Source organism: Camelimonas sp. ID_303_24 (assembly GCF_053543495.1).
Genome location: NZ_JBLLJM010000011.1, coordinates 71,686 through 84,345, shown reverse-complemented (window position 1 = coordinate 84,345; position 12,660 = coordinate 71,686). Strand labels below are relative to the sequence as shown.

Below are 12,660 nucleotides of genomic sequence, written 5' to 3'. Positions count from 1 at the left end.
TCAGGCGCCACAATTGCAACCGCGCCGGCTGCCCCCAACTGGCGACATCCGCGCGCATCCGTCGCGCCAGGCCGCCGGAGCGTCATGCGGAGGCCCATCTTTCCGTTGCCGCAAACGCCAGGTTTTTTCGATTTGCGTGCTTTTGAAGCGATCAGACATTGCAGCCAGGCGGGAAATCGCCCAGAAAGCCCAGCGGGAGGCGCGCAGGCCGCTGGGCCTGACGCGCAGAATGTGACGACTGAACAATCCGCGAGGACAGAGTCGATGGCAAAGATCAAGGTAGCCAACCCCGTTGTCGAGCTTGACGGCGACGAGATGACCCGGATCATCTGGCAGCAGATCAAGGACAAGCTGATCCACCCCTACCTCGACATCGATCTGCTGTATTTCGACCTCGGGGTTGAGCATCGCGACGCCACCAACGACCAGGTGACCATCGACGCCGCCGAGGCCATCAAGAAGCACGGCGTCGGCGTGAAATGCGCCACCATCACCCCCGACGAGCAGCGCGTCGAGGAATTCGGCCTCAAGGAGATGTGGAAGTCGCCGAACGGCACCATCCGCAACATCCTTGGCGGCGTGATCTTCCGCGAGCCGATCATCTGCAAGAACGTGCCGCGCCTCGTGCCGGGCTGGACCCAGCCGATCGTCGTTGGCCGTCACGCCTTCGGCGACCAGTATCGCGCCACCGACTTCAAGTTCCCTGGCAAGGGCACGCTGACCATCAAGTTCGTCGGCGAAGACGGCCAGGTGATCGAGAAGGAAGTGTTCAAGGCGCCGGGTTCGGGCGTGGCCATGGCCATGTACAACCTGGACGAGTCGATCCGCGACTTCGCCCGCGCCTCGTTCAACTACGGCCTCGCCCGCAAGTACCCGGTGTACCTGTCGACCAAGAACACCATCCTCAAGGCCTATGACGGCCGCTTCAAGGATCTGTTCCAGGAAGTGTTCGACGCCGAGTTCAAGGAGCGCTTCGACGCCCTCGGCATCACCTATGAGCACCGCCTGATTGACGACATGGTCGCCTCGGCCCTCAAGTGGTCCGGCGGCTACGTCTGGGCCTGCAAAAACTACGATGGCGACGTGCAGTCGGACATCGTCGCCCAGGGCTTCGGCTCGCTCGGCCTGATGACCTCGGTGCTGATGACCCCCGATGGCAAGACGGTCGAATCGGAAGCCGCCCACGGCACCGTGACCCGCCACTACCGCGAACACCAGAAGGGCAAGGAGACCTCGACCAACTCCATCGCCTCGATCTTCGCCTGGACCCGCGGCCTCTCCCATCGCGCCAAGCTGGACAACAACGCCGAACTGGCGAAGTTCGCCGCGACCCTCGAGAAGGTCTGCGTCGACACCGTCGAGGCCGGCTACATGACCAAGGACCTCGCCCTGCTGGTCGGCGCCGACCAGAAGTGGCTGTCGACCACCGGCTTCCTCGACAAGATCGACGAGAACCTGAAGAAGGCGATGGCCGCCTGAGGCCCATCCCTTCCAGACTGACATCCCTGAAAGCGCGGCGAGGATTTCGCCGCGCTTTTTTTTTGCGGCCCGCGGGGGGCGCCGCTCTGGTCCCGCGCGCGGCGACGCCTTTCCGGCGCGGGCGGTTTCAGCTAAAACGAAACCATACATCGTGATGCAGCCGCCTGCCTGCTGCAGCTTGCGCCCGGGCTTCATCCAGCCCCGATGGGCCGGGCTCATCGGGGCTGGCATCCGGCGGCCTCTGCCCAGGAAGGCTCCCCCGTGAATACGCACGACAGATTACGCCAGCATCCGGCCATGGCGGAGGGGCCAGCCCATGCGGCTGCGCCAGTGCGCCAGCCGGGGGATCACCGCGCATGAACGCCGCCATGCCGTCGCCCGTCGTCCTGCTGGTCGAGGACGAGATGTTTGTGCGGATGACGACCCTGGACATGCTGGAGGAAGCAGGCTGCACGGTGCTGGACGCCCCAACGGGCGCCGAGGCGCTGTCGCTGCTGGACGGCGCGCGCATCGACCTGCTGGTTTCAGACGTAGGCCTGCCGGACACCACCGGCCAGGCGTTTTACGCCGCCTGTCTGGAGCGTTTTCCCGGGCTGCCGGTGATCTTCATCACCGGCTACGGCGCGGAGGACCTGGGGGCGGAACTGGCAGGCAATCCGCTGGCCACCGTGCTTGGCAAGCCCTTCCTGTTCCGCGACCTGGCCAGCGCCGTGAACTCCTCATTGGAACAGGGCCGCAACGCGCGCGTCTGAAGCTCCTGCCCGGCAGCTCTTGCCCAGAAAGCCGCTGCCAGAAGTTCCTGCCCGAAGCCCCTGCCCGAAGTCCCTGCCCGCCCACCCCGCCAACGCGCAGCCGCAGCCGGGCATCGGGCGGCGAACCGGAAGGAGCGACGCAACCAGAACGACCGGATGCCCCAGCGTCAGGCGGCGCCGGCGGCCTCGGAGCCCCGATGGGCGCCGGCGGCGTCCACCGCTTTGCCCTGCCGCCGGGCGAGGCGCGCGCCATGGCGCCGCGCCGGCTCTTCCACGAAACGCCAGCACAGATACGAAACCGCGAGCACCAGGACGGTGACGGACACTGACCAGAGCACGAGGCCAGCCACCCCTGACAGCGGCAGGGCTTGCGGCGGAACGGCAAGCGCGAACAGGCCGATCACCGGCAGGTGGGTGAGGTAGACCGAATACGAGGTCTTGCCGAGCCAGTGCAGCGCCTTCTGCTCCAGTGCGACAGCGACCGGACCGCGGCCAGCAAACAGCAGGGCGATCAGCCCCGCCGCGAACAGCGGCGTCAGCTCGGGATGTCCAGACGCCAACGCCGCGACAATGCCGATGACGGCCGCCGGCTCCAGCAGATTTTGCGCCAGCTTCGGCGGGCGCACGCCTTGCAGGCTCATGGCGATCGCCATGCCGAAAGTGAAGCCGGCGAAGCCGCGCGCGACAGCCCCCGGCCCCGCCACCGCCGCGCCCACGCGGCTCAGCACCAGGAATTCGACCAGCCCCAGCGCCACCGCCAACACCGCGGCCGCACGACGCGGCAGGCCCCGCATCAGCGGCAGCAACAGGGGGAACGCCAGGTAGCAGGCCATCTCGATGCCGACTGACCAGCTGGCGACCCCCCAGGTCAACGGCTGGTCGCGAAACGGCTGCAGCAGCAGCAGGGCTTCCGGCAATCGCGCCCAGTTGTCGCCAGGCGCCGGTTGCAGGCCGGCGAGCAGGCGCAGGATCGCCACGCCGATGAGCCCGGCCATGACGAACAGATGCAGGGGATAGATGCGGAAAATACGGCGGACCATGAAGCCCGGAATGCCCGGTTGCGTCAGGTCGCGATAGGTCGCCGCCATCACCAGGCCGCTCAGAATGAAGAAGATGTCGACGGCGACGCCGCCCGGAAACAGGAAGCGATCTGGCGTGGACAGGCCCGTGTCGATGAAACGCAGGGTCAGGTGATGGGCCACGACCCACAGCGCCGCGACGCCACGCAATGACGTCAGCGGCAGATTTTCCTGCTTCATCATGGCCCTGAGCCCCGCAACCCTGAATAGTTCTAATTAGAATTATTCAGATCTGGAGACAATCAAGGAACCATGGCGTTGCGGCCACAGTGACGAAAAAAAGGCGGCCTGACAGGCGTCAGACCGCTCCAGTGTCGATCAGATCCAGACAGGGTCAGCCCAGATTGGCGCGCAACGCCTCAAAACGGGCGACCTGCTGCGGGTTCAGCTCGCGCTGCGCATCGCGACCGACAAACACCTTGAACATGGCCTCGCCATCCGTATTGACGAACACCAGCGAGCAGGAGCGCCGACCGAAGAACGGCCGGTCCACGAACCAGATCGAGTCGCAGCGGTCGGCGCGAATATGGCCGCCCAGCGGGCTGTCGCCGTGGATATTGAAATAGCCGCGGCCATGGGAGCCCGGCGGAACCGGCGCCTTGGTCTCAAACACGCCGTCGCGGGTGTGAACGATGAAGGTGACGTCGCCCCAGGTGGCGAGATCAGCCCACAGCTCCTCGAAGCGGCTGGCGGCGACCGGCGTCGCCTGGCCCTCCGGCAGCGCCGAGAACACGGTTTTCATTGTCGTCTGGTGCCGCTCGGCCAGCGCTTCCAGCACGCCGTCGGGCTTTTCAGCGATCTCCGCCCGGAGCGCCGCAACCGTATCCGCATTCACATCCGTCATTCCCGCGTCCTTCCTCATCAACCCGGCGACGCCCCGGCATGGCTTCGCCCGCATGGCCCATTTGGCACAGCCAGCGGAAAGGCGCGAACTGTTTGTTCTGGAATGGTTCCAGCAAACGGCGACGTCATGTCCCGCCGTCTGTGAGTGACCTGGCGGCGGCGGGCGGTTAAAGCAGGGCGTGATGCGGACCCAGCTGACGATCAGGCGTTCACGATCAGCTGCTCACGATCAACGGATCAGGCTCCAGGCGTCCGGAGCACAGGAAACAGGAGCAAAGCCATGTCTTCCGCCCCCTCCCGCGCCCCTTCCCGCCGGCTCGCCCTGACCCTTGGCGTGTTTGTGCTTGGCCTCGCCATACTGGCGGGCGGCCTGTTCGCCTGGCGACAGATCCAGGGTGGGGCCGCGTCTCCAGGCGTCGGCGCGCCGTTTGCCCTGACCGACCAGAACGGCAACACGGTCACCGACGCCACCTTGCGCGGGGCGCCTTATCTGCTGTTCTTCGGCTTCACCCATTGTCCCGACATCTGCCCCTCGACCCTCTATGAGGTCTCGCAGATGCTGGAGGCCCTGGGCAAGGATGCGAAGGCCCGGGCGGTGTTCATCACCGTTGATCCGGCCCGCGACACCCAGGGCGTGATGAAGGACTATCTGGGCAGTTTTGATCCGCGCATCGTCGGCCTGACCGGCTCCCAGGAACAGATTGACGCCGTCGCGCGCGCCTTTCGCGTCTACGCCCGCAAGGTGGAGCAGAAGGGCGGCGAATACACCATGGACCATACGGCAATGGTCTATCTGATGGATCGCAAGGGCCACTTCGTCGGCGGTTTCAATCTGAAGCGTCCGCCCGCCGAAGCGGCGAAAGAGTTCCGCCAATATATGTGAGCCGCCCGGAGCGGGATGAGCGCGCCACCCCATGCCGGGTTTTGTTCCACCGGGCGGGGCTGCGGATCTGCTCGGCCAGCGCGCGCCACGCGGCCAGCGAGACCAGCGCGTAATAGAAAGGTAGCAGCGGCGCGAGCAACAGCAGGGGCAGCAGCTTGCGCCGCCGCGCGCCGAGGACCAGCGGCGCGACGCCGGAGACCAGACCGGCCAGCGCCACCGCGATGGCCGAAGCCGCCCCAAGGCGCGCCTGCCAGCCGTCCAGCGACAGCAACGCGCCGGAAGCCAGCTGGATTGCGACGCCCAGAACGAACAGGGGAAAACCGAGCGCGCTGAGCACCACCCCGGCGCACTGGGCGCCGGCGGCCCACGCGCCCAGCAGGCCAAGCTCGCGCACGGTCTGGCCCGGCGCCCGCGAGTGGGTGATGGCCACCTGCATCCAGCCCTTCAACCAGCGCGTCCGCTGCGCCAGCCAGGCGCGCAATTGCACCGGCGCCTCCTCGAGCGTGGCCGAGTCCAGATCGGCGACGCGCCAGCCGGCCCGCGCCAGGCGCAGACCAAGATCCGCGTCCTCCGTGACGTTCCAGGCGTCCCAACCCTGCACCTGACGCAGCGCGTCGGTGCGGAAATGGTTGGAGGTGCCGCCAAGCGGCACCGGCAGGCCAAGCTGGGCCAGACCCGGATTGATGGCGTCAAACAACGCGGCGTATTCCAGCGCGAAACAGGCTGGCAGCCAGCCGTCGGCGCTGTTGTCGATGGCGAGGCGCGCCTGCAGGCAGGCGACGTCCGGCGGCGCGGCGCGGAACGCCGTCGCGGCCTTGCGCAACTGGTCGGGGTCGGGCGCATCCTCGGCATCGTAAATGGTGGTGAGCGCACCGCGCGCGGTCGCCAACGCCACGTTAAGCGCCCGCGGCTTGGTGCGGGGCTCGCCCGGCGGCGCAACGATGATGCTGATCCACGACGGCGGCTGCAGTGCGATAAAGGCGGTTCGCGTGGCGTGGTCGTCCGCCTCCACCACGATTTTCACGTCAAGACGGGCGCGCGGATAATCCAGCCGCTCCAGCGATTGCAGGATGTGGCCCGCCATGTGGGCCTCGCCATAGACCGGAACGATCACGGTGAACGCCGGCAGGTCGGCGTCGGCCAGCGGCGCGAGATCGCGCGCGCCAGATGCACTGGCTGGCCCGGCGAACGTCGCGGCCAGCCGGACGACGGCGTGACTGAGGAACACGGCGGCGAACAGCGCGGCGGCGATGGCGGGCGCCAGCGCGGCCAGCAGCATGATGGCCGGCAAGCCAAGCGCCAGAACCAGGGCCTGGCCACGACCCACCCCCTCGCGGCAGGAAAGATCGGGCCGCGCGTCAGCCAGCCCGTGGCCCGCGTCATGGGCGATGGCGGGCGCGTGGCGCCGCATCACCGCCCGTTCCAGCGCCTCCGGCGTGACGATAGCGGCGTTGACGATTTCCATGCGACCGCGCAACAGGCGGGCGAGCATCGCGCCCTGGGGCGCCAGCACGAACAGGCGGCGGCCATTGTCATCCAGCGCCGGCGCGACGCCGGCGGCGATGCTCTCCGGATAGCTGGCGCCAGCGCCCAGCCGCAGGCCGCCGCCGCGAAGGGCGCCCGCCGCGAAGGGCGCGCCCAGTTCCTGGGCGAGCGCGCGATAATAGGCGTGCGGCTCCATCATGCCGGCGGCGAACAGCGCCTGCTCGGGCGGGACGCCCCAACGCCGCGCCATCTCCGCCGCCTGATCCAGCGCGGTGCGCGTCAGACCATGGCCGCAAAGGAAGGAGAGCTGCGGCGGCAAAGCCGCGCCCACGGGGAAAAACGCCTCCGGAGCGCTGCCAGCGCCTTGCACCGGCGCCGGGACGCCATCATCATTCGCGGGCAGCACCCGCGTCAGACGTCGCCGCTGGAGAACCGTGGCTGCGCGCATGGAGCACCGGATGAAGAGCATTGCGTTGTTGCGAACGATATTAAACCTTAACTTGCTTGCCACTGTCGCCGCAACCGTTGTTCTTGTCATTGCTTCCGCGTTGCTTGGACCGGCGTTCGCCGCATCTGCGCCCGCCGGGCCAGCTACTGCCGGGCCCGCGACCTCCGCCGCACCGCAGTCCGCCGTGCGCATCCCCATGTTTGGCAATCCCAACACGCGGCTGGAGCGCCCTGACATGAGCGGCGCCGGGACCATCCGCATCCTGACCGATGACAGCTTTCCGCCGCTGAATTTCGCCGGCGACAACAATCGCCCCACCGGCTTCGCCGTTGATCTCGCGCGGTCCGCCTGCGACCGTCTTGGCGTCGTCTGCACCATCCAGACCCGCCGCTTCGACACGCTGCTCGACGCCCTGGCCGCGGGCAAGGGCGATGTGATCATCGCCGCCATCCCAACCACGCCGGGCTTGCTGGAGCGCTTCACCGTCACCCGGCCCTACATGCGATTTCCCGGGCGTTTCATGGTGAAAAACGGCGAAGCCCTGCCCGAGCCTGGCGCAAAGGATTTTGCCGGCAAGATCATCGGCGTGGTCGCCGGCTCGGCCCATGAAGCCTGGCTGAAGGCCAGTTTTCCGGCCTCGCCGCTGAAACCCTATCCCGATCTGCCAACGGCTGGCGCGGCGTTGCGCGCCGGCGAGGTTCCCTATGTATTCGGCGACGGGCTGGGCATGGCGCTGTGGCAGGACGGCAGCCTGTCCGGCAATTGCTGCGGCTTCACCGGCGGCCCCTACCTTTCAGACGCGTTTTTTGGCGAGGGCGTCGGCTTCATTGTTCGCCGCAACGATGCGGCGCTGCAACGCGCCTTTGATTATGCCCTGCAACAGATGTGGAGCGACGGACGTTACGACGAACTGTACCTGCGTTACTTTCCGGTCAGCTTTTTCTGAACGGTTTTTCGCGGGTCCGCTGGCCGGAAGGCGGCGGGCGGGCGGGCGGCAGCCTTGACGCGGCGCTTCGCCGGCCACATTGAAGGCGCTGTCGCCGCCATTGCCGGCAGAATATTTTTGAAAAGAGTCGCTGTTCCATGACCACGTCCGCTTTCGACCCGCAGCTCGTGGAGGCCGCCCAGACGTCCTCCGCCTGGCCGTTCGAAGAAGCGCGCAAGCTCGTTGCGCGCCGCGAAGCCGCGGTGAAAGCTGGCAAAGACAAGGGTTACGTGCTGTTCGAGACCGGCTATGGCCCGTCTGGCCTGCCGCACATCGGCACCTTCGGCGAGGTCGCCCGCACCACCATGGTGCGCAACGCCTTCCGCCTGCTGACCAATGATTCCGTGCCGACGCGCCTCATCGCCTTCTCCGACGACATGGACGGCCTGCGCAAGGTGCCGGACAATGTGCCGAACGGCGACCTGCTGGCCCGGCACCTCAACAAGCCGCTGACCCAGGTCCCGGACCCCTTTGGCTCCCATGAGAGCTTCGGCCAGCACAACAACGCCCGGCTGCGCGCCTTCCTCGACAGCTTCGGCTTCGAGTACGAGTTTCTGTCGGCGACGGAGTGCTACAGGTCCGGCCGCTTCAACGACACCCTGCGCCTGGTGCTGAACCGCTATGACGCGGTGATGAAAGTGATGCTGCCGTCGCTGCGCGCCGAACGCGCCAGCACCTATTCGCCGTTCCTGCCGATCCATCCGGTCACCGGCCATGTGATGCAGGTTCCCATCGACGAGGTGCGGGCCGACAGCGCCACCCTGGTATGGCGCGATCCGGAGAGCGGCGAGCGCTTCGAGACGTCGGCTCTCGACGGCCACGCCAAGCTGCAGTGGAAGCCGGACTGGGCCATGCGCTGGACGGCGCTGGGCGTCGACTACGAAATGGCCGGCAAGGACCTGATCGACTCGGTGAAGCTGTCGGGCCAGATCGCCCGCGCCCTCGGCGCCCAGCCGCCGGAAGGCTTCAATTATGAGCTGTTCCTCGACGAAAAGGGGCAGAAGATCTCCAAGTCGAAGGGCAACGGCCTGACGATCGAGGACTGGCTGACCTATGGCGCGCCGGAAAGCCTGGCGCTGTTCATGTTCGCCCGTCCGCGCGAGGCCAAGCGGCTGCACTTCGACGTCATTCCGCGCAATGTCGACGAATATCTGTCGTTCCTCGACGCCTATGCGCGGCAGGACGCGAAGCAGCGCCTCGGCAATCCGGTGCACCATATCCATGGCGGCAATCCGCCGGCCCCGGAGGTCGTGACCCAGGCCGGCGCGGAAACCGGTGAAAACGCGCCGCGCCCGACGCAGATTTCCTTCGGCCTGCTGCTCAACCTGGCCGCTGTCGCCAACGCCGAGACGAAGGAAGGCCTGTGGCAGTTCCTGAAGCGCTATGCGCCGGCAGCCGCGCCGGAAACCCACCCGCGCCTCGACAGCCTGCTGGGCTACGCCGTGCGCAACTTCCAGGACTTCGTCAAGCCGGCGAAGAGCTATCGTCCGCCGTCCGACAGCGAGCGCAAGGCGCTGGAAGATCTGGCGGAGCGCCTCGCCGCCCTGCCGGACAACGCCGACGCAGGCCAGATCCAGGACGTGGTCTATGAAGTGGGCCGCACCGTGCCCGACTATCAGGACTTCAAGGCCAAGGGCGCGACGCCGGAGCGCCCCGGCGTCTCGGGCGCCTGGTTCAACGCCCTGTACCAGATCCTGCTCGGCGAGGAGCGCGGGCCCCGCTTCGGTTCGTTCGCCGCGATCCTTGGCATCCCGGGCACCCTGGCGCTGATCCGCAAGGGCCTCGATGGCCAGCTCATCGCCGATCACCAGGCTTTCCTGGCGGCCCGCGCCCCAGGCAAGGCAGGCTGACGGCAAGGCAAGTGATGGCAAGGCGGGTGATGGCAAACCCGCGCCCGGGCTGCCGCCGCGTAACTGGCTGTGGACACGCGATGGCGGTGGACGTTTCCGCATCATCGCGCACCCCAGGTCATCGCAATTTCGACACGGATGCCGCTAATCTCTGCGGCGACCGTCGCTTCGATGAAGCGCGCGCCGGGGCAAAATCCGTTCCCCTTGAACCGGAGCTTGCCCTGTCTGTCTGGTTGATGCGTTTTCCTGACGCGTGGCGCATCATGCCGCGCGGGAAAACGCCAGGAAGGAAGCCCAGGGCATGTTCCGTTCGATGATTTCCCGCACCCTGATCCCCCTCGCAGGAGCAGCAGTTCTCGCCATGACCGCAAACGTATCCGCCGCCGAAACCACCACCCTCCCCTCCGGCCTGAAGTACAAGGACGAAGTCGTCGGAACCGGCCCGGTGGCGAAAGCCGGCCAGCAGGTCAAGGTGCACTACACCGGCTGGCTGGATAACAACGGCAAGCCGGGCAAGAAGTTCGACTCCTCGCGCGACCGCAACCAGCCGTTCGAGTTCGGCCTTGGTGGCGGCCAGGTCATTCGCGGCTGGGACGAAGGCGTCGCCGGCATGAAAGTGGGCGGCAAGCGCATCCTGACCATTCCGGCCGAACTCGGCTACGGCGCCCGCGGCGCTGGCGGCGTCATTCCGCCAAACGCCACGCTGATTTTCGACGTGGAGCTGCTCGGCGTCCGCTAAAAGCGCCTTGCGGCCAGAGTTCGCTCGAAACAGGGGAAACTGGAGCAGGCTCCGGTATCCGGCATGCATCAGGGGGGCGATCCGCAAGGGTCGCCCTTTGGCGTTCCGGCTGGCGCCGCGCCCGCACGCCCGCAGAACCGGGCTTCGCCTTTGCCGGAGGCGCCCCAATGGGCTTGTGACGAAGCGGGCGCAGCCCCGCATGGAGAAAACGCGCCCGTGCAGGCAGCCGGGCGAAATCCGGTTCAGGCCGGGTGGATTTTGCTCTAGCCTCATCCCGGAAGACCGCCAGCAACGGCGGCGTCACGGGAGGAAGCTCATGTCCATGCCATTCGAGGTCGGGCCGGTCAGCGTCACGTTTGAAGATCGCATCGCCACCGTGACCCTGCGCCGGGGCGATCGCATCAACGCCCTGTCCGTGAAGGCCATCGAGGCGTTGCGCGAGGCGGCGTTACGGCTGCGCGACGATTTTCACACCAGCGCGGTGATCCTCACCGGCGATCCGGTGTTTTCGTCGGGGGCCGATCTGGCCGACCCCGACCACCAGGCCCGCCGGACCGCGCCGCTGCTGGAAAAGCGCGAGTTGCTGCGCCTCGCTCCCACCACCTGCGCGGCGTGGGAGAACCTCGATCAGGTCACCATCGTCGCCATTGAGGGCTTTTGCCTTGGCGGCGCGCTGGCGCTGGCGGCCTCATGCGATTTCCGCATCGCCGGTCGCGGCGCTCACATGCGCCTTCCCGAGATCCCCCTTGGCTGGAACCTCAACTGGAACGCCGCCCCGCGTATCCTGAACCTGCTCGGCCCATCCCGGGCCAAGCAACTGATCCTGTTCGGCGAGCGGGTTTATGCGCCCCAGGCGCTGGAATGGGGGCTGATCGACGAAATGTCGGAAGATGGCCAGGCCCTGGACGCCGCAATGCGCTGGGCGCGCAAGGCCGCCGCCCTGCCGCCGATTGGCATGCGCATGGCAAAACGCACCATCACCGAACAGGCAACCGCGCTGAACCGTCTGACCGCTCACATGGACAACGACCAGTATATCCTGGCCTCGATGACAGAGGACAACGAGGAGGCGATCAACGCCTTTCTCGAAAAGCGCCCGCCCGTGTTCCGGGGGCGTTGAACGGTTGAACGTCCGCCAGGTCTCTTGACCAGGTCGCTTGGTCAGGTCGCTTGGCCAGTTCTCTTGGCCAGTTCTCTTGGCCAGCTTCCCGGAGCCAGGCGGCGCCAGTTTCCCTATCGGGCGCCGCCGCCCCCTGGGCTGGCGGCGGGCATGGCCGGCCCTTGCGCATGGGGCCAGCCCTGGCGCATGGGGCCGGCCTTGGCGCATGGGGCCGGCCTTGGCGCATGGGGCCGGCCCTGGCGCATGCCCAGCCCGGCCAGAGAGGCGCGCCCCCTACTGGCTCGCCCAGACGATGCGGGCGATCCAGTCCAGATCCTTCAGAGCGATCTCCCGCTCGGCGTGTTCAGGATTGAGCGAACGCAGTCGCACCACCCGGGTCGTGCGGGCGGCCAGTTCCTTGGCCAGCACCTCGCCATCGCGGGTGCGGGCGACGACGCGGTCGCCCTTGTGCACGGTCGCCGCCGGATCGACAACGATGACATCGCCGTCGCGATACACCGGCAGCATGGAATCACCCGCGACCTTGAGGCCATACAGGGAGCCATCGCCGGGGCGCGGAAAAATCACTTCATCGAAGCCGGAGCCAACGGGATAGCCGGAATCGTCATAATAGCCGCCCTGTCCAGCCTGGGCCATGCCGATCAACGGGAGGCCGCGCGGCCGCGCCGGCTGCGGGCCGGAGCTTGCCTGGGGCATCTGCCTGGCGCCGGCTGCGCCCGCATCCCCATCCACCAGCGTCAGAAATTCGTGAATGGAGGCGCCCGTGGCGTCCAGCACCTTGGCCACCGATTCCGTCGACGGCCAGCGCAGGCGGCCATCCGCGGCGATGCGCTTCGAGCGATTGAATGTGGTGGGATCAAGCCCGGCGCGACGGGCGAGGCCTGACGCGGACAGGCCGTGGCGTTTCGCCAGCCCGTCGATCGCCTGCCAGATCTGCTGATGTGACAGCATGGCTGCCTCCTGAACACCTCCGACACATGCCGCGCGCCAAAGCGCG

11 protein-coding genes are annotated in these 12,660 nt (G+C 67.2%); 7 read left to right on the top strand and 4 right to left on the bottom strand.

What is annotated here, in order from left to right:
* The first annotated feature begins 264 nt into the window (after positions 1 to 264).
* Positions 265 to 1,479: an NADP-dependent isocitrate dehydrogenase gene (locus ACERNI_RS11640; RefSeq protein ID WP_448833456.1), complete on the top strand. Its 1,215-nt coding sequence runs from the start codon at positions 265 to 267 to the stop codon at positions 1,477 to 1,479.
* 356 nt (positions 1,480 to 1,835) lie between these two features.
* The gene (locus ACERNI_RS11635) at positions 1,836 to 2,231 is read left to right on the top strand and encodes a response regulator (protein WP_448833455.1); all 396 of its coding nucleotides are present in this window, start codon (positions 1,836 to 1,838) and stop codon (positions 2,229 to 2,231) included.
* Positions 2,232 to 2,398: 167 nt separating this feature from the next.
* Here the strand turns inward: ACERNI_RS11635 and ACERNI_RS11630 are convergent, their stop codons facing one another.
* Positions 2,399 to 3,493: an acyltransferase family protein gene (locus ACERNI_RS11630; protein ID WP_448833454.1), complete on the bottom strand. Its 1,095-nt coding sequence runs from the start codon at positions 3,491 to 3,493 to the stop codon at positions 2,399 to 2,401.
* A 151-nt stretch (positions 3,494 to 3,644) separates the two neighbouring features.
* The gene (gene hutX, locus ACERNI_RS11625; RefSeq protein WP_448833453.1) at positions 3,645 to 4,154 is read right to left on the bottom strand and encodes a heme utilization cystosolic carrier protein HutX; all 510 of its coding nucleotides are present in this window, start codon (positions 4,152 to 4,154) and stop codon (positions 3,645 to 3,647) included.
* A 279-nt stretch (positions 4,155 to 4,433) separates the two neighbouring features.
* On the opposite strand from hutX, the gene ACERNI_RS11620 reads away from it, so the two are divergent.
* A complete protein-coding gene (locus tag ACERNI_RS11620) occupies positions 4,434 to 5,036 on the top strand; it encodes an SCO family protein (protein WP_448833452.1) in 603 nt (200 codons plus the stop codon).
* Here ACERNI_RS11620 and ACERNI_RS11615 read toward each other — a convergent pair.
* Positions 4,981 to 6,969 carry a glycosyltransferase gene (locus tag ACERNI_RS11615; RefSeq protein ID WP_448833451.1) on the bottom strand — a complete coding sequence of 663 codons (1,989 nt, stop codon included), beginning with the start codon at positions 6,967 to 6,969 and terminating at the stop codon, positions 4,981 to 4,983. The two genes, ACERNI_RS11620 and ACERNI_RS11615, sit on opposite strands and share 56 nt — an antisense overlap.
* Before the next feature lie 184 nt (positions 6,970 to 7,153).
* Here ACERNI_RS11615 and ACERNI_RS11610 point away from each other — a divergent pair, with 184 nt between their 5' ends.
* The 4 genes from ACERNI_RS11610 to ACERNI_RS11595 all read left to right on the top strand — a co-directional run bounded on the left by ACERNI_RS11610 (position 7,154) and on the right by ACERNI_RS11595 (position 11,663).
* Complete coding sequence (locus tag ACERNI_RS11610) at positions 7,154 to 7,915, top strand: transporter substrate-binding domain-containing protein (protein WP_448833450.1); 762 nt, start codon at positions 7,154 to 7,156, stop codon at positions 7,913 to 7,915.
* Between the two features lie 137 nt (positions 7,916 to 8,052).
* Entirely contained in the window at positions 8,053 to 9,804 is a 1,752-nt protein-coding gene (locus ACERNI_RS11605; RefSeq protein WP_448833449.1) for a lysine--tRNA ligase, read from the top strand.
* 301 nt (positions 9,805 to 10,105) lie between these two features.
* On the top strand, positions 10,106 to 10,543 hold the full coding sequence (locus ACERNI_RS11600) for an FKBP-type peptidyl-prolyl cis-trans isomerase (RefSeq protein ID WP_448833448.1): 438 nt from the start codon (positions 10,106 to 10,108) through the stop codon (positions 10,541 to 10,543).
* A gap of 316 nt (positions 10,544 to 10,859) precedes the next feature.
* Entirely contained in the window at positions 10,860 to 11,663 is an 804-nt protein-coding gene (locus ACERNI_RS11595; protein WP_448833447.1) for an enoyl-CoA hydratase/isomerase family protein, read from the top strand.
* A gap of 273 nt (positions 11,664 to 11,936) precedes the next feature.
* Here ACERNI_RS11595 and ACERNI_RS11590 read toward each other — a convergent pair whose 3' ends face one another.
* On the bottom strand, positions 11,937 to 12,614 hold the full coding sequence (locus ACERNI_RS11590; protein ID WP_448833446.1) for a S24 family peptidase: 678 nt from the start codon (positions 12,612 to 12,614) through the stop codon (positions 11,937 to 11,939).
* Positions 12,615 to 12,660 lie beyond the last annotated feature (46 nt).

Coding starts and splice junctions, on each gene's coding strand:
- ACERNI_RS11590 (WP_448833446.1), bottom strand. CDS start 12,614: ATGCTGTCACATCAGCAGATCTGGCAGGCGATCGACGGGCTGGCGAAA.
- ACERNI_RS11605 (WP_448833449.1), top strand. CDS start 8,053: ATGACCACGTCCGCTTTCGACCCGCAGCTCGTGGAGGCCGCCCAGACG.
- ACERNI_RS11615 (WP_448833451.1), bottom strand. CDS start 6,969: ATGCGCGCAGCCACGGTTCTCCAGCGGCGACGTCTGACGCGGGTGCTG.
- ACERNI_RS11620 (WP_448833452.1), top strand. CDS start 4,434: ATGTCTTCCGCCCCCTCCCGCGCCCCTTCCCGCCGGCTCGCCCTGACC.
- ACERNI_RS11600 (WP_448833448.1), top strand. CDS start 10,106: ATGTTCCGTTCGATGATTTCCCGCACCCTGATCCCCCTCGCAGGAGCA.
- ACERNI_RS11635 (WP_448833455.1), top strand. CDS start 1,836: ATGAACGCCGCCATGCCGTCGCCCGTCGTCCTGCTGGTCGAGGACGAG.
- ACERNI_RS11640 (WP_448833456.1), top strand. CDS start 265: ATGGCAAAGATCAAGGTAGCCAACCCCGTTGTCGAGCTTGACGGCGAC.
- hutX (WP_448833453.1), bottom strand. CDS start 4,154: ATGACGGATGTGAATGCGGATACGGTTGCGGCGCTCCGGGCGGAGATC.
- ACERNI_RS11630 (WP_448833454.1), bottom strand. CDS start 3,493: ATGATGAAGCAGGAAAATCTGCCGCTGACGTCATTGCGTGGCGTCGCG.
- ACERNI_RS11595 (WP_448833447.1), top strand. CDS start 10,860: ATGTCCATGCCATTCGAGGTCGGGCCGGTCAGCGTCACGTTTGAAGAT.